The sequence below is a fragment of the Cytobacillus sp. EB106-05-05-XG126 genome, assembly GCF_058791715.1.
In genome coordinates, this window is sequence record NZ_JBYTDU010000001.1 from 963859 (window position 1) to 978852 (window position 14994).

General features: G+C 41.9%; 17 protein-coding genes and 1 riboswitch. Of the genes, 9 read left to right on the plus strand and 8 right to left on the minus strand.

Annotated features, from left to right (window positions below):
• Nucleotides 1-189: 189 nt before the first annotated feature.
• A complete protein-coding gene (locus AC3WTL_RS04795; protein ID WP_492369129.1) occupies nt 190-825 on the plus strand; it encodes an FMN-dependent NADH-azoreductase in 636 nt (211 codons plus the stop codon).
• A gap of 123 nt (nt 826-948) precedes the next feature.
• Nucleotides 949-1548, plus strand: a complete 600-nt coding sequence (locus AC3WTL_RS04800; RefSeq protein ID WP_492369130.1) for a YdcF family protein — start codon at nt 949-951, stop codon at nt 1546-1548.
• Nucleotides 1549-1592: 44 nt separating this feature from the next.
• On the opposite strand, the gene AC3WTL_RS04805 is transcribed toward AC3WTL_RS04800, so the two are convergent.
• Both AC3WTL_RS04805 and AC3WTL_RS04810 read right to left on the minus strand, forming a co-directional pair.
• Nucleotides 1593-2021 carry a cell wall hydrolase gene (locus AC3WTL_RS04805; protein WP_404359289.1) on the minus strand — a complete coding sequence of 143 codons (429 nt, stop codon included), beginning with the start codon at nt 2019-2021 and terminating at the stop codon, nt 1593-1595.
• 110 nt (nt 2022-2131) lie between these two features.
• Nucleotides 2132-3271 (minus strand): CAP domain-containing protein, encoded by a 1140-nt coding sequence (locus tag AC3WTL_RS04810; RefSeq protein WP_492369131.1) that lies wholly within the window; start codon nt 3269-3271, stop codon nt 2132-2134.
• 225 nt (nt 3272-3496) lie between these two features.
• Here AC3WTL_RS04810 and speD point away from each other — a divergent pair, with 225 nt between their 5' ends.
• The gene (speD, locus tag AC3WTL_RS04815; protein ID WP_346769931.1) at nt 3497-4321 is read left to right on the plus strand and encodes an adenosylmethionine decarboxylase; all 825 of its coding nucleotides are present in this window, start codon (nt 3497-3499) and stop codon (nt 4319-4321) included.
• An 89-nt stretch (nt 4322-4410) separates the two neighbouring features.
• Complete coding sequence (locus AC3WTL_RS04820) at nt 4411-5424, plus strand: DUF3231 family protein (RefSeq protein WP_492369132.1); 1014 nt, start codon at nt 4411-4413, stop codon at nt 5422-5424.
• A 47-nt stretch (nt 5425-5471) separates the two neighbouring features.
• On the opposite strand, the gene AC3WTL_RS04825 is transcribed toward AC3WTL_RS04820, so the two are convergent.
• Nucleotides 5472-6407 carry a MerR family transcriptional regulator gene (locus AC3WTL_RS04825; RefSeq protein ID WP_492369133.1) on the minus strand — a complete coding sequence of 312 codons (936 nt, stop codon included), beginning with the start codon at nt 6405-6407 and terminating at the stop codon, nt 5472-5474.
• A 296-nt stretch (nt 6408-6703) separates the two neighbouring features.
• Here AC3WTL_RS04825 and AC3WTL_RS04830 point away from each other — a divergent pair, with 296 nt between their 5' ends.
• Nucleotides 6704-7456 carry a C39 family peptidase gene (locus tag AC3WTL_RS04830; RefSeq protein WP_492369134.1) on the plus strand — a complete coding sequence of 251 codons (753 nt, stop codon included), beginning with the start codon at nt 6704-6706 and terminating at the stop codon, nt 7454-7456.
• 43 nt (nt 7457-7499) lie between these two features.
• Here the strand turns inward: AC3WTL_RS04830 and AC3WTL_RS04835 are convergent, their stop codons facing one another.
• Nucleotides 7500-8564, minus strand: a complete 1065-nt coding sequence (locus tag AC3WTL_RS04835; protein ID WP_492369135.1) for an AbrB family transcriptional regulator — start codon at nt 8562-8564, stop codon at nt 7500-7502.
• Nucleotides 8565-8702: 138 nt separating this feature from the next.
• On the opposite strand from AC3WTL_RS04835, the gene AC3WTL_RS04840 reads away from it, so the two are divergent.
• A complete protein-coding gene (locus tag AC3WTL_RS04840; RefSeq protein WP_048012061.1) occupies nt 8703-8993 on the plus strand; it encodes a hypothetical protein in 291 nt (96 codons plus the stop codon).
• Nucleotides 8994-9035: 42 nt separating this feature from the next.
• On the opposite strand, the gene AC3WTL_RS04845 is transcribed toward AC3WTL_RS04840, so the two are convergent.
• The 3 genes from AC3WTL_RS04845 to AC3WTL_RS04855 all read right to left on the minus strand — a co-directional run bounded on the left by AC3WTL_RS04845 (nt 9036) and on the right by AC3WTL_RS04855 (nt 11690).
• Nucleotides 9036-10115, minus strand: coding sequence for a hypothetical protein (locus AC3WTL_RS04845; RefSeq protein WP_492369136.1), 1080 nt, complete (start codon nt 10113-10115; stop codon nt 9036-9038).
• The gene (locus AC3WTL_RS04850) at nt 10108-10674 is read right to left on the minus strand and encodes a sigma-70 family RNA polymerase sigma factor (RefSeq protein WP_226620088.1); all 567 of its coding nucleotides are present in this window, start codon (nt 10672-10674) and stop codon (nt 10108-10110) included. The genes AC3WTL_RS04845 and AC3WTL_RS04850 overlap by 8 nt, the downstream gene beginning before the upstream one ends.
• A 500-nt stretch (nt 10675-11174) precedes the next feature.
• Nucleotides 11175-11690 (minus strand): CBO0543 family protein, encoded by a 516-nt coding sequence (locus AC3WTL_RS04855; RefSeq protein WP_197245748.1) that lies wholly within the window; start codon nt 11688-11690, stop codon nt 11175-11177.
• Nucleotides 11691-11832: 142 nt separating this feature from the next.
• Here AC3WTL_RS04855 and AC3WTL_RS04860 point away from each other — a divergent pair, with 142 nt between their 5' ends.
• The gene (locus AC3WTL_RS04860) at nt 11833-12582 is read left to right on the plus strand and encodes a Cof-type HAD-IIB family hydrolase (RefSeq protein ID WP_197215273.1); all 750 of its coding nucleotides are present in this window, start codon (nt 11833-11835) and stop codon (nt 12580-12582) included.
• A gap of 35 nt (nt 12583-12617) precedes the next feature.
• Here the strand turns inward: AC3WTL_RS04860 and AC3WTL_RS04865 are convergent, their stop codons facing one another.
• Nucleotides 12618-13070: an OsmC family protein gene (locus tag AC3WTL_RS04865; protein WP_492369137.1), complete on the minus strand. Its 453-nt coding sequence runs from the start codon at nt 13068-13070 to the stop codon at nt 12618-12620.
• A 115-nt stretch (nt 13071-13185) separates the two neighbouring features.
• Nucleotides 13186-13298, plus strand: a riboswitch (TPP riboswitch).
• Nucleotides 13299-13402: 104 nt separating this feature from the next.
• Between AC3WTL_RS04865 and AC3WTL_RS04870 the strand changes: the two genes are divergently transcribed.
• Together AC3WTL_RS04870 and thiM are read left to right on the plus strand one after the other, a co-directional pair.
• Complete coding sequence (locus tag AC3WTL_RS04870; RefSeq protein WP_492369138.1) at nt 13403-14164, plus strand: 3-oxoacyl-ACP reductase; 762 nt, start codon at nt 13403-13405, stop codon at nt 14162-14164.
• Between the two features lie 13 nt (nt 14165-14177).
• Nucleotides 14178-14993: a hydroxyethylthiazole kinase gene (thiM, locus tag AC3WTL_RS04875; RefSeq protein ID WP_197245753.1), complete on the plus strand. Its 816-nt coding sequence runs from the start codon at nt 14178-14180 to the stop codon at nt 14991-14993.
• The last annotated feature ends 1 nt before the right edge of the window (nt 14994 follow it).

The following is a 14994-nucleotide window of genomic DNA, read 5'->3' on the forward strand; positions in this document are numbered from 1 at the left end:
TTTTATGGATTATCATTCATCTCTTTTGGGTAATAAAAAATAGATGAGCAAATCATTTGAAAATCTTTTTTCTTTTGAATATGATTATCTCGGATTAAGAATAAAAATGATCATACTGCAGGATGAATACATATTTTACTTCTGATTCAAACTAAGTTGAAAACTCAAAAATGGAAAGGTGATAAAATTATGGCTCAGGTTTTATACATTACAGCACACCCTCATGATGATAAGGTGTCATACAGCATGGCAGCAGGAAAATCATTTATTGATTCATACAAGGAAGCCAATCCAAATGATGAAATTGTCCATATTGATTTATACAAGGAACATATCCCGGCAATTGATGTAGATGTATTCAGCGGATGGGGCAAGCTTCAATCAGGCAAGGGTTTTGAGGAACTGTCTGATGATGAAAAGACAAAAGTAGGCCGCTTATCCGAACTAAGCGAGCAGTTTGTTGCAGCTGATAAATATGTGTTTGTTACACCGCTTTGGAACTTCTCGTTCCCTCCAGTAATGAAGGCGTATCTTGATTCAGTGGCTGTAGCCGGCAAGACATTTAAGTATACAGCTGAAGGCCCAATCGGGTTATTAACTGACAAAAAAGCGATTCACATCCAGGCTCGTGGGGGCATCTATTCCGAAGGGCCTGCTGCAGAGATGGAAATGGGTCACCGCTACTTAACAGTATTAATGCAATTCTTCGGTGTTCCTTCATTCGAGGGTCTGTTTGTGGAAGGGCACAACGCAATGCCTGATAAAGCGGAAGAAATCAAAGCTGATGCCATTGCCCGTGCAAAAGACAAAGCGAAAACATTCTAAACAAAAGCAGCGGATTTCCGCTGCTTTTTCTTTTTGAATAGGCATATATAAGGAGAGCTCTTGTCCCGGAAGAATAGTATAATACAGGAAGTATATAAGCTGGGTACGAAAGGGGGACATTTTGTGAAAATCTCGGAATTCAGCCCCAGCCATTTAAATGAGGATGATGTTTCCAAGCTGCTATATGAGGGGATTGAGGATAATCAGCAAAAAGGTGATTTAATTTTTGTGCCTGGAAGCAGCAAAGCAGCAGAATATCGATTGCCAGAAGCGATCAGGCTTTATGAGGAAGGAAGGGCAAAAAAGCTGCTTTTGTCAGGTGGTGTAAAATGGCCGGGCAATGAAATGACTGAAGCAGAAATGTTAATGAAAAAAGCCAAATTGTACGGAATTCCTCCAAATGACCTCTTCATTGAAAATAAATCTCTTCATACAAAAGAAAATGTTCTTGCCTCCATGCTGGTTATGGACCGGATGTGCGGGCTCGAGAACATCTCCAATATCATCGTTGTAACAGCTCCATTTCATATGAGGAGACTTCACTTGACATTATTGACGTATATGCCGAATTGGATTAACTATTCTCTCGTATGTTCTAATGATGGTTCAACCGGTAAAGAGCAATGGAAGCAGCATCCTTATGCGAGAAAAAGAGCGTTTGATGAAGCAGGGAAAATAATTGATTACGTGAAAAAAGGCATTTTGAAAGATCAGGAAATATAATGACAAGAAAAATCCCCGCCAGTATCCAAATGGCAGGGATTTTTTTAAAATGTATTATAAATATTCTCGCATTCCTCCGCTGTAGGCTCGTAAAAGCAATGCAGTTTAAATCTTCCAACTAAGGGCTGATTGTACCATGTAGGCGGACATTCGCCGGGAGGCCGGAAATACCATAGTGCAAATTTGGATGGCCAGATACGCTCACCCCTTACAGCCCTTTGTGCGAGTCTTCTTTCCACTTCCCTAGCCCGCTGATAAAAATAGCCTTTTTGGACAGCTTCAAAAGCATGCGGCTGGTAAATCATTTGTGGTATAGTGCGAATTCCTTTGAAATCAGAACAATTTCCCCTGATTCGGTTAATCCCTACATTTCCCACCATCAACATGCCCTGCTGGCCTTCCCCTTCAGCCTCTGCCCGCAGAAGGCGGGCCAGTAAATCTATATCCTGTTCGCGTGCCTTCACAACTGCCATACTGTCTCACCACCGCCCCTATAAATTTTAGATAGGCTGATATAGGGTATGCACAAAAGAGGGGGATGTGCATTTAACAAGAGAAAAAGCTCCGGCAGAAGCAGGAGCTTTTAGTTGGCATAAAAATTTTCCGTATAATAAGGCTGTGATTTTGAATTAAAAGCGACACCGACACCCAAAAATTCATAATCCGCACGCAGAATATTTTTGCGGTGGCCGAGTGAATTCATTAATCCTTCGTGAGCAAATATACTGCTGAATTGACCGGAGGCAAGGTTTTCCCCGGCTAACATAAATGAAACTTCATCCGCCTGCATTCTGTCAAAAGGGGAGAGGCCCTGCAGATTGGTATGGTCAAAATAATTGTTCTCTGCCATATCGCTGCTGTGCTTACGCGCCGTTTCCTTAACAGTATCATCCCACTCCAGAACGGGCACTCCATGGTTTACTCTCTCGGCATTGGTAATATCGAAAAGCTGCCATTCAAATCCTTCTTTCAAAACACTGCTGGTATTTGCATAAAAGGATTCTTTTTGCTTTTCAAGTGATTTGCTGATTATTTGAATGGATGTGACCGTATTGTCACGATGCTTATCATAAAAAATGGTTACGTAATTCCCATCCACTTCGTATAAGTCATAATCGCGATTTTCTTCAAGCTGAAAGATGACCAAGTCTTTTCTCATTCTGTCCAGCGGCTTTCCAAGCTGCTCCGCCACGGATGACTTTGGCGTCCCGTAGGCAATCTCTTTTGTGGAAGAAATCAGATCCTGATTTGTATAGATGCCCGCTGCTTTTTCCTGCTTGTCATAAGCGACCATGACGAAATTTTGATAGTGATCATGATAGGCATGCCAGTCTGTTCCATATTCATTCGCAGAGATACGGATGGAGGGACCGAGATTCTTTTCGATTTCAGCCTTATCCTCACCTATTTCTATGTTATGAATAGAAAAGGTTTGTTCCTCAGGGGCTTCCAAAACAGGTTTTTCGGCTTTATCTTCAGGAGAATTTCTTTCCCCGGTATATTGCCCGATTGTCAGGAGTAATTGATCTGCCCAGTTTTGCGCCTCCTCCATAACTCCAATTATTACATTCTGGAGGTCCTTATTGTCTTTAAAAAGCTGAATATCTGTTTTTATATTATCCATTACAGTTCCTGACTTAGAATCATCTGCTGATTTTTCATCAGGCTGTGAAAAAGCGAAACCGAGAAATAACAGGATAAGTATAAATAAAACCTTCCTCAAATAATCTCCTCCCATGCACCTTTAAACCCAATATCAAAGGTATGCCCATTCATTATAAGATCTAAAAATCTGGAAATGCAAAACATTGCGGCTTTCCTTATTTTTCTACCCTGTTTGCCTGTCACTTTAACCGTGATTCGATATTTTCCGTTTTTAAGTGAAAAGTTTGGGTAACATAATTATAAAAATGAAAATGAACAGATGAGCTGCAAAGGGGGAAGCATGTTGAAACTAACACCGGAACAAAGAATTGAACTCCATGGATTTAATAATCTGACAAAATCACTCAGCTTTAATATGTATGATATTTGTTATACGAGGACAAGGGAAGAGCGTGAAGCCTATATAGATTATATTGATGAGGAATATAGCGCGGAGCGGCTCACAAAAATACTTACGAATGTTTCCGATATTATTGGTGCACATGTCCTGAATGTGGCACAGCAGGATTATGTGCCACAAGGTGCAAGTGTGACGGTCCTTGTATCTGAAGGGCCAGTAGTGGAGGTACCGGCTGAATCATATGATGAATCTCCCGGACCGCTGCCGGATAACGTAGTCATGCAGCTGGATAAAAGCCATATTACCGTCCATACCTATCCTGAATATCATCCTGACGAAGGAATCAGCACATTCAGGGCTGATATAGATGTATCCACCTGCGGAGAAATTTCCCCGCTAAAAGCCCTTAATTACCTGATCCATTCCTTTGATACAGACATCATGACCATTGATTACAGAGTCAGGGGATTTACACGGGACAAGGACGGGAAAAAACTCTATATCGACCATGATATCAGTTCGATTCAGAATTATATTCCTGATGAAGCAAAAGAGGATTTTGATATGATCGACGTAAATATTTATCAGGCACACACCTTTCATACCAAATGTAAAATAAGGGATTTCGATTTGGATAATTATTTATTTGGATACACCAAGGACACGCTTGATCCCAATGAGGCCGAAGAGATTACTGAGCGGCTCACAACAGAGATGGACGAGATTTTTTACGGGAAAAATATTAAACCCGGTTCTATATCAGAGTGAACATGAAGGCTCCCCAAACAGGGAGTCTTTTTTCATAATCCCCTGAAATGAGGAAATGATAAAAAGTAACGATAAATAGGGGGATTTGGATGAAAGAAAACAAGGTTCATTTGACATCAGGTGAAATGGCAGTTTTATGGACAGGTTACTTAAATGACAGCATGTCATTGCCTCTTCTGGATTATTTTGTTAAGACCGTGGAAGATAACGAAATAAAACCTGTAATTGAATTCGCCCGTCAATTATCGGATGGCCATATCAAGTTTTTGACTGACTTTTTCCAAAATGAAAAGTTTCCAATACCAAGAGGCTTTTCAGCTAATGACGTTAATCTCAATGCTCAAAAGTTATACACAGATACATTCATGCTTGAATTTATTATGCAGATGGCCAAATCCGGTCTTGTTGCGTATGGCAGCTCTTTGGGCATGTGTGCCAGGAAAGATATTAGAGCATACTTTATTAAATGCATCGATCAAACCGTCGAATTATTTGAAAAAGCAACGGATATTGCCTTAGAGAAGGGTATTTATCTGAGAAGGCCATTCATAGATATTCCGGCGGAAACAGACATGATTGATGATAAAAGCTATTTAAGCGGTTTAAATCCTTTAAAGAAGCCGCGGCCACTAAATGCGATTGAGATTGCCCATTTATCCTTTAATGTGGAAACCAACATGGTGGGAACCATGCTCGCTCTCAGCTTCTCACAGGCTGCCAAATCAAAAGAGATTATCAGCTATATGGAACGGGGCAGGGACATCTCAAAAAAACATGTGAAAGTTCTTAGTGCAACATTGCTTGATAATGATATACAAGCCCCTAATTCCGCTGATTATGCTGTAAAGGGAAGGGATGAATCACCATTCTCGGAACGGCTGATGATGCAGCTGATGGCGTTTCTGAGTACATTGGGATCAGGAAACTATGCCGCAGCAGCTTCCGCAAGCCAAAGAAGTGATTTAATCCTGAATTATGAACGTCTTTCTCTTGAAATCGCCCAGTTTGCAAAGGACGGAGCAGACATTATGATCAAACACAAGTGGCTGGAACAGCCGCCAGGTTCACCCAATAGGAAGGACCTGGCCAGAAGGCAAAACTAGAACCAGGGAATGCTGCTCTCCTGGTTCTTTTCAAATATACACCTATCCTATTTCCAAAACTTCCACCATTTTTTTTCAGATTCCTCTGCGGCGGCCGCGCTTCGGAAGGAAACAATCATATCCTGAAAAACATCTTCCCGCTGCTTTACTTCATGCCAATATTGCTCCCGCTCTTTATTAATGGTTTCGATATAAATTTCCCTGTCCGTATTTAACGTTTCGATCAGCGAGCTGATTTCGGTGCTGGTCACCTCGGCAGAAGAGGAGATGTAATGGATCATGGTTTTGAATTCTTCGGAAGATGCTTCCGAGGATTCTGTCAGTTTGTTTGTCAAATGATGAATTTGATCGGAAGTACGTTTCGAACTCTTCGCAACCCTTTTCGAAAGAGTTCCGAATGCTTCGGAAGTATCTTCTGATGTCTGCTCAATCCTCGCTGTCAGTGATTCAATTTCCGCTTTCGTTTTTTCGCCTGATTTGTAGATTGAATCCGACAGGCTTTTGACGGTATGCAAAGATCCTTTGCTAATCTCTTTTTTCACTTCTTCTAATACTTCCTTTCGAACGCCGCTGCGAATCTCATTTCTGACATCTGTAAGTAAGCTGTCTCTGAAATTTTCCATGATAGCCATGAACTGTTCAGCATCCATGACTGGCTCATGTTCTTTATGTAATGCTGTTTCCGGTTCTATTGACGCCAAAGCAGTTTCATTTGCAGGTGCAATCGTTTCTGAAGCATAATCCATATGTTTTTGCATTAATTCCCGGATCATTTCCTTGCTCAGGTTTTTATCGCGCATTTGCTTTACTTTTTCAAGCAATGCAATTTCATGGTCAGTATAAAAACGGGCTCCCTGTTTGGATCTGGGAATCAGCAAAAGTCCGTTCAAATCCTTTTCCCATTGCCTTAAGGTCCCCGGAGGCACATTCAGCATTTTCGAAACCTCTTTAATTGTATAAGCCTTCATATATTGCGTATCCATTTAACTCAGCCCTTTCCAAAAAAGATTCTGAATCATTCGGAAGCGGGTTCCGAATCAAATTCTACTTAACCTATTCAGCATGCTATCCCTCTGTTTCCTGCCGCATGACAAAAGCTATCAAAACAAGACGATATTCATCAGAAAAAAGCAAACAAGCGTCATTTTGACAAAAATCATAAAAAATTTGCCAATCATCAGGCGATTTGTCATATCCCGGCGGGTATGGCACAATGGTGGGGGAGTTTAGCAAACTAGAATATTATAAAAACAGCGAATTGAAGAGGGAGTTTAATCAATTGGGTAATAGAATTATCGCAATGTCTATAGCAGCAGGGGTTGGATTGTCTCTGACTGTGGGAAGCATAAAGATGGGGAGCAATGAACACTCAAATGAAAATGAAATTTATTATACAGCTGTTCCGCACGCGGATGCACAGCATGAACCACAAGTGAAGCAGGAAATTATGAAGAAATCGGTGCTTCTGGATGTGCCATTGTACAACCAAATGGATCACCCGCGTTTATATAATGGTTGTGAGATTACCAGTTTGGCAATGATTATAAGCTATGAAGGCATCAAAGTATCTAAAAATGACTTAGCACAGGAAGTTAATCGGGTGCCGCTCAGATATAGCGGAGGCGAATACGGAAATCCTAATGAAGGCTTTGTCGGCAATATGGAAGATGGCCCGGGACTGGGAGTTTATCAGGGGCCGATTTTCGAACTCACGAAAAAGTACTTTCCTGATCGGGCTGAGAATCTGACTGGCAAGCCGTTCGATGTGCTGCTTGAAAAAATAGCGAAAGGGTCGCCGGTCTGGATCATTACAACCGCAAGCCTGTCACCCGCCGCATCTTTCGAAACATGGAAGACTCCGGGAGGGCCGGTCGATGTGACCTTCCAGATGCATAGTGTAGCTATAACAGGGTATGATGAGGAAAATATCTATATTAACGATCCGTATGGCACTAAAAATAAAAAGGTGCCTAGACAGCAATTTATAGAAGCCTGGGAGCTAATGGGGTCACAGGCCATTGTCATTAACTAGAATAATAGAAATAAAGAAGGGGCTGCAGCTTGCAGTCCCTTCTTTATTTGCTTAATGATCCCATTCTCTTATACTTCAAAAAGATCCATTTTAAAAACGGAGGCACTACAAAGAATATAAAGAATAAGCGAAAAAGCTGATACCCTGTTACAATGGCCAGGTCGGCCCCGGTTTCATGTGCGATGATGGCCATTTGATCCATCCCTCCCGGCGCAAGGCTCAGTAATCCGGTGGCAGGGGAAAGGTGAAAAGCGTACATAACCCAAAAACTGAGCAGAACCGAACACACCATGAGAAGCAGGCCGCTTAATGCAGCAAGTGAAATCGTTTTAACCTTATTATCCAGCTTTTCAGGCTTCATCATCATGCCGATATGGGCTCCTATTAATAGCTGTGATAAATCCAAAACAGACGAGGGGAGCTGAGGCCCATTTATGCCGGAAATGACAAGGGCAGCTGTTCCCATAATTGGACCGAGAAGGTATGCGGTCGGAAGCTTCATGCGTTTGCTTAGGATAATGCCGGCAAAGGAAACAAGCGCAAAAAGAAAAATATCAGGGAATAAATCCCTCCATAAAGGAACAGCGGCTGTAAATTCAGAACTGACTTCCATGTTCATCCATGGTCCGAAAACCAGAACAGGGATAATGAAGATAATCATAGTCAGTCTAGCAACCTGCATAAAGGTAACGACTGTGATATCGATTCCTTTGACTTCCTCTGCCAGAAGAATCATTTGTGAAAGACCTCCCGGAATACTTCCAATCAGCACTGTTGGATAGTCGATGCACATTAATTTCGCAATGAGAAGCGCGGAAAGAGCACTAAAGAGAATCAGGCAAACCGTAATGAGAAAAATAAAAGGCAGCTTCTGGAGGATAAGCAAAACCGCTTCCTTTGTAAAAGAAAGGCCGATGCTGTAGCCGACAATAATGATCCCGGCGTCCCGAAAAGCGGCTGGCCAGTAAAATGGAATCCTGCTGAGCCGGCTTCCAATCATTACAGCAGTCAATGCACCAAGCAAAAAGGCGACCGGAATATGCAATAAAGAAAATAACCCTGCACCTAATACAGCAGCAGAAAAGGTGATGAAAACATTTTTTTTCACGAAAAAACCTTCTTTTAATTAGATTACCTAAAGATATTTATACCATATTTGAACTATGAATGAATTACAAGTTTTATGTAATGGAATGTTTTCATACATTTATAAAAGAGGTCGGTATTCTTAGAAGGGGGACTAACCATGCCGGAAAAATTAAGCCATCTGGTTTTCATCTTATCTTTTATATGCCTCGGTTTATTTTTACTTCTTGGTTTTTCGCCTCTGTATGATCTTTACCTGCATAATATCGGGCATCGTCCATTTTCACTCCTTCTCCTCCTGACAGTCCTTGTCTTCCTCGTGAGTGTTATAGTCTTAAAGAAAGTCCAAAATTGGCAGGCGGGCTTTCATGTCTTATTTTCCATTATCCTCACGCTTTTTCTTTCATCCGTCCTCGCGATCATTGTGTTCTTTGGGGGCCAATTCAGGTAAAAGTAAAGAGCCTGCACCATTAAAGGTACAAGCTCAGCCCATTTACTGGATTGGCATCCAGTTTACCTTCCATATTCCCTCGCTGTTTTTGCTCAGGCCAAAGCCCAGCCCATCCTCTTCCGATATGGAAATATACGCTGAAGAGTCATCGATAGTGACTTCTTCCAGGCTGGCGTTCTTCACTCGATGCAATAATGTCTGTTCTTCTGGTATAGATGCTGACTCGCTTATCGCATTGAGGTAATCATTCAGAGTTGGAAACGGTTTTTCGATACCCGGTTCATGGTTAAACAAGGCATATTGAGTATAAAAATCCTCAATTTCCTCTGCAAACAGGTACAGCTGGAATACTTCTGACGGCCTTAAACCCTTTAGGGTCTCATCTGTCCCTCTTAAAGAAAATTCTTTGTACACATGGTTTAATGGCTCTGGAAGGACCAGCTTCTTATCATTGTTCAGCATCAGCTGGAATGGCAGAGGCCCCAGCTGCAGTTCCTGTGGCATAATCACCTCAACAGCGTCAGCCTGATGGACAGTGCCTTCTGCAGCACGATATCCGCTGATAAATAAAGAAACATTTTCCTCTTTAATTGGCATTTTGACGCCAAACACCTTTTTCAGCTTCTCCTGGTCGGCCTCATTAAAAGCTATTTTTACGTTTTTGCCATCTATGAGCGGCAGCAGCTTTAAGGAATTATGATCAGGCAGAAAGTATACAATGTCATTCTTAAAATCCAGAGTGCCTGTGATTTCTGCTTGGCCTGTAAAAACTGCGGATAAGCTGCCATATGAATCCTTCTCAAACCTTTTCAATTTCCAGTTATTCAGCATAGCACCCTCTGCAAGACCAGGATAAAAACCTCTATCTGCCACGGCGGTCTCCTGTCCATTTTGCTCTGTAAAGAGATCTGTCTGAATTCCAGCAATCCCGCCAATCAATAGGACAAATCCGGCAGCTGCAGCCGCAGAAAGAAGCTTTGGAACATAGTCTTTTTTTCTGCCCTTAACAGCAGAAGAGCCGATCCGGTTTCTTACACTCTGTTTTTCCTGTTCTGTGAAAACAGAATCCTTCTTCCATGCAGCATTCACTGCTTTCTTAACTTCATGATTCAGTTCACCCATGCTGTTCACCTCTTTCTGAAGCGGATAAAATTCTCCTGACTTTTTCCTGTCCTCTGTACAGCCGAGTTTTAACGGTTGATATGGGGATATTAAGAGCTTCACTTATTTCAGCAAGACCAAAATCCTGATAATAATGGAGCAAAAAAACTTCGCGGTATTTAACTGTCAGTGATTCTATCGTTTTCAGCAATTCATGATGTTCATCCTGTTCCAGAAATGCTGCTTCAGGATCTTTTCCTCTATCCTTTTTTAGAAGAAAAATCTTTTCATTCATGATCAAATTGCGATAATGCCAGCTTTTAAGGTAGTCCTTGCTTTTATTAATAGCGATTGTGAATATCCATGTTTTAAAAGAAGATCTTTGCTGAAAATTTTCCAGCTTTTCATACACAGTAATAAAGGTGTCCTGTGTTAAATCGCTGGCAGTATTCCAGTCTTTTACATAGCTGTATATTAATCTTTTCAGAACGGTTCCATACTCATCCATGATCATTTCAAGAACGAGAGCACGGTCCACTTTATCATCGATTGACCGTTTTATATACTCATCAATGCTCACATGTCTGCCTCCTTGCTTATATGCCAAGCTGCCGATTTTGGCTGCCTTTTATCGCAGTCTAACGGGCAGTAAGACCCCCACTTCAAGACTCAGAGGAATCAAAGGAGGATAAGTGGGGGTCAAACTGCCCGTAAAGGCCAAAAAAACGAACAAAGACTAAGAACGCCACGTCCTGTGGCAACGTCTTTGTGACCCACTTCCTGTGGGCCTCAACTAACAATCAGTGGGGGATAAGGAAAACCCCCACTGATTGGAGTTTCACTTTATTTGACTGACAGTTAGACGACAGATACAAGTAAATCGCTTCATTTTTTTGGCATTTATTAAGATTATACAAAAAAGCGCAAACCATTTGGTCTGCGCCTGAATTATTTATTCACTTTTGTCCTGATTAAATAAAACCACATCAATGCATAGGTTAAGAACAGAAGGAGCAAAAATAAGAACACAGACAAATCGTTTTGAATGATCAATCAGTACACCTCACTTCATGTATGCATTTATTTTAGGCTTTCCAATGGAAACGGAAATAATAAGTAGAAAATCACCGCAGCAGGCAGAGAAATGAGCATGGCCATTGCCGGTTTTCTATAGTGGACTCTTAATACAGCAAACAAAGCGATATTCAGCCAAATATTATGCCAGCCGTTCCAGCCGTTATCGTACACAAACATCCCTTTATGGGCAAAAAGAGACTGAATGATGGTAAAAAAGCCAATCCAAACCGCAGAGTAAATGTATCCATGGTTTTTATTCTCTGGATAACGCTGCAGGTATATGATTAGAGCCATGGGAGTTATAAAATAAGTGAAAGCTAAGTTAATAATGCTATGATTAAGCCATTCGGCCGTAATGCCTCTAAAAGCCCAGAGAGTATGGTTAAAATAGAGCATGTTATAGGTAAGGTTAATCGCAATAAAGTACAGCACAGTCGGGTATTGTTTTTTCCATTGTGACCAATCAATAAAGCGGTAAGCAAACAAAATCCATACAACAAGAACGAGCATCAGATACATAGGACATCACCTTTAATATTTAATGCATACAGTTATTTCCATTTTCCAAGAAAATATTCATCTGAAAAGCACCGTCTTTGAAGGATAGCCGGGTTAACTATATAATGGCTTTATTGTGTTAAAAGAAGAAAGGGAGAGGATCATGACAAAATCAAAGATTCCACCGCAGATCAAATTAATCGCTCTCGATATGGATGGAACTTTATTAAATTCCAGAGGGGAAATTCCTGAAGAGAACCGTGCAGCCATAAAAGAGGCAAAAGAGAAAGGAATCGAAGTCATTTTGAGCACCGGAAGATCAAGGCTTACAGCAGGCGATCATGCCGATTCCCTGGAATTAAACTCCTATTTAATCACAGTTAATGGCAGTGAAATATTTGGCCCTGATGGAGAATCCATTTCAAGAGCTCCCGTTGATTCCAAAGTTATGGAATGGATGTGGAATTTATCACAGTCACATAAGACCAATTTCTGGGCCACCAGCTGCGAACAGGTATGGAACAACGAAATGCCGGAAAATATCCATGACCATGAGTGGCTCAAATTTGGATTTGATATATCAGATGATGCAGTCAGGGAACTGATCCATAAGGAGCTGCAGTCAAAAGGCGATCTGGAAATTACCAACTCAAGCTTAACCAATATTGAAGTCAATGCTCTTGGCATCAATAAAGCGAAAGGGATCCAGAAGGTAACAGAACTTCTTGGCATTTCAATGGAAAATGTAATGGCCATGGGAGACAGCTTAAACGATATTGCCATGATTGAGGAATCAGGCTGGGGAGTAGCGATGGGAAATGCCCAGGAAATCGTGAAAGAAACAGCCGATGCTGTGACGGGAACCAATGATGAAGCCGGTGTTGCACAGGCAATCAGAAAATGGGCATTTTAGTGAACGAAAACCGGCTATTAAGCCGGTTTTTTGATTCACTTCTTTGATCTAAGTACGGTTTCCTGCAACTCGACTTCCACATTCCCTTTAATTGCCCTCGAGATCATGCAGGATGCTTCGGCTTTTTGCGCCAGCTTTCGCGCAAGTGCATGGTCCTTTTCATCGGCATCTGCCTTCAGCACGATAACCGGGCGATGAATGATTTTCCTGTAGGTAATCACACCTTTGGTCACATCCACAACACCGACTGATTCCATCGTTAGGTCATCTTTCTCTAGCCGGCTGCGTTCCATCATGGCTGCCAGGGTAATAATATAACAAGTTGCCGCTGCCCCCAGCAGCATTTCATCCGGGTTGGTTCCGATTCCAGGTCCGTCCATTTCCGGAGGGATAGATACCTTTGTTCTCAGCCCGCCAGTCTCAATTTCACCCACATCATTGCGAAGGCCAGGCCAATGCGCTTTTAACTGAAAATGGTGTTCAGCCATATTTGAACCCTCCAAGTTATGTATTTCTATTTACACATTAAAGAGGAACAGGCAGAATTGCAAGACTTTACAGGTTTCACGTTTCACGCTAAGATAGAAACAGCCAACTTAATAGTTTTACTGCTAGGGGTGCCCGATGCTCGCGGGCTGAGAAAGAAACCGGACTGTTTTTTACCCTTCGGACCTGATCTGGATTATACCAGCGTAGGAAAGTAGTAATTGCGGGGAACGACGTTCTTTCTCTTAGATTATTCAGCCAGGTCCAATTTCGGATCTGGTTTTTATTTTGTTCTCAAAACAAATGAATTGGCTATCAATAAGGAGGATTTTCTATGAATCTTAACGATCAGATTGTTATTATTACAGGCAGCAGCAGAGGGTTGGGCAAAGAAACAGCAAAAGCTTTCGCAAGAGAAGGGGCGAGAATTGTCATTAACTATTTTCATAGCGAGGAAAAAGCCCATGCTCTGCAGAAGGAAATTGGCGATTCAGCCATTGCCATTCGTGCTGATGTTCGGGACAGAGTTCAAGTGAAATCCATGTATGAAAAAACGAAGGAACACTTTGGAGCCCCCATTACAACCATAGTCAATAATGCACTGGTCAATTTTCAATTTGACCCTGTTTTAAAAAAAGATGCAGAAACAATTGAATGGGACGATTACAAAAATCAGCTGGAAGGTGCAATTCTGGGAGCATTGAACACTGTTCAGGCAGGTCTTGAAGATATGAAAAAACAGGAGTTTGGCAGGATAATCTCGGTCGGCACCAACCTATTCCAGCATCCAGTTGTACCCTATCATGACTATACGACCAGCAAAGCTGCTTTATTAGGCTTCACCAGAAATATGGCAAATGAGCTGGGCCAATATGGAATTACTGCAAATATGGTATCAGGCGGTTTGTTAAAAACGACAGACGCCAGTGCTTCGACCTCTAAGGAAGTCTTTGAAATTATCGAAAACTCGACTCCATTAAGAAAAGTCACAGATCCTGCAGAAGTGGCAGATGCGATAGTCTTCTTCGCTTCTCCCTGGGCAAGGGCAGTTACAGGACAGAATTTAATTGTGGATGGCGGACTAGTTATGAATTAAAGGAGGATTCTAAATGAACATTCAGGAGATTAGCAGTCTATTAGATAAAGTAAGAGAGTCAAACCCTCTGGTACATAATATCACCAATGTGGTGGTAACCAATTTTACTGCCAATGGCCTGCTGGCAATTGGTGCATCACCTGTAATGGCATATGCGCATGAAGAGGCGGGTGATATGGCTAAAATCGCCGGGGCTCTGGTTCTCAACATGGGAACACTGACTGAAAAAGAAGTGAAAAGTATGCTTATCGCAGGAAAGTCAGCCAATCAGCATGGGGTGCCGGTAATCTTTGACCCGGTTGGTGCCGGCGCGACAGCTTATCGAACAGAAACAGCCAATAGAATAATGGAAGAATTAGATATTAGCATCATAAGAGGCAATGCTGCAGAAATTGCCAATGCAGCAGGACAGCAATGGAAAATTAAGGGCGTCGATGCCGGAGAAGCGAAAGGAAGCACTGCAGATCTTGCAAGGTTAACAGCAAATAAACTTGGTTCAGTCACCGTCATTACAGGGAAACAGGACATCGTTTCAGATGGACATTCCACTTTTTCGGTCAACAATGGCCATCCCCTGTTAACGAAAGTAACAGGTGCCGGATGTCTTTTGACTTCTGTCATTGGAGCTTTCGCTGCTGTTGAAAAGGATCCAGTAAAAGCGGCAGCTGCTTCATTGGTCGTGTATGGCTCTGCCGCCGAAATCGCTGCAGAAAAAACGGATGGCAGGGGTCCGGGCACCTTCCAAATAGAGTTCTTGAATAGCTTATATACTATTTCAGCCGCAGATGTTGAATTGCGCGGCTCTTTTAGTCAGATAGGAGGGGAATAAA

Coding starts and splice junctions, on each gene's coding strand:
- AC3WTL_RS04840 (WP_048012061.1), top strand. CDS start 8,703: ATGCCGGAAAAATTAAGCCATCTGGTTTTCATCTTATCTTTTATATGC.
- AC3WTL_RS04865 (WP_492369137.1), bottom strand. CDS start 13,070: ATGGCTGAACACCATTTTCAGTTAAAAGCGCATTGGCCTGGCCTTCGC.
- AC3WTL_RS04845 (WP_492369136.1), bottom strand. CDS start 10,115: ATGGGTGAACTGAATCATGAAGTTAAGAAAGCAGTGAATGCTGCATGG.
- thiM (WP_197245753.1), top strand. CDS start 14,178: ATGAACATTCAGGAGATTAGCAGTCTATTAGATAAAGTAAGAGAGTCA.
- AC3WTL_RS04870 (WP_492369138.1), top strand. CDS start 13,403: ATGAATCTTAACGATCAGATTGTTATTATTACAGGCAGCAGCAGAGGG.
- AC3WTL_RS04825 (WP_492369133.1), bottom strand. CDS start 6,407: ATGGATACGCAATATATGAAGGCTTATACAATTAAAGAGGTTTCGAAA.
- AC3WTL_RS04860 (WP_197215273.1), top strand. CDS start 11,833: ATGACAAAATCAAAGATTCCACCGCAGATCAAATTAATCGCTCTCGAT.
- AC3WTL_RS04805 (WP_404359289.1), bottom strand. CDS start 2,021: ATGGCAGTTGTGAAGGCACGCGAACAGGATATAGATTTACTGGCCCGC.
- AC3WTL_RS04795 (WP_492369129.1), top strand. CDS start 190: ATGGCTCAGGTTTTATACATTACAGCACACCCTCATGATGATAAGGTG.
- AC3WTL_RS04820 (WP_492369132.1), top strand. CDS start 4,411: ATGAAAGAAAACAAGGTTCATTTGACATCAGGTGAAATGGCAGTTTTA.
- AC3WTL_RS04855 (WP_197245748.1), bottom strand. CDS start 11,690: ATGTATCTGATGCTCGTTCTTGTTGTATGGATTTTGTTTGCTTACCGC.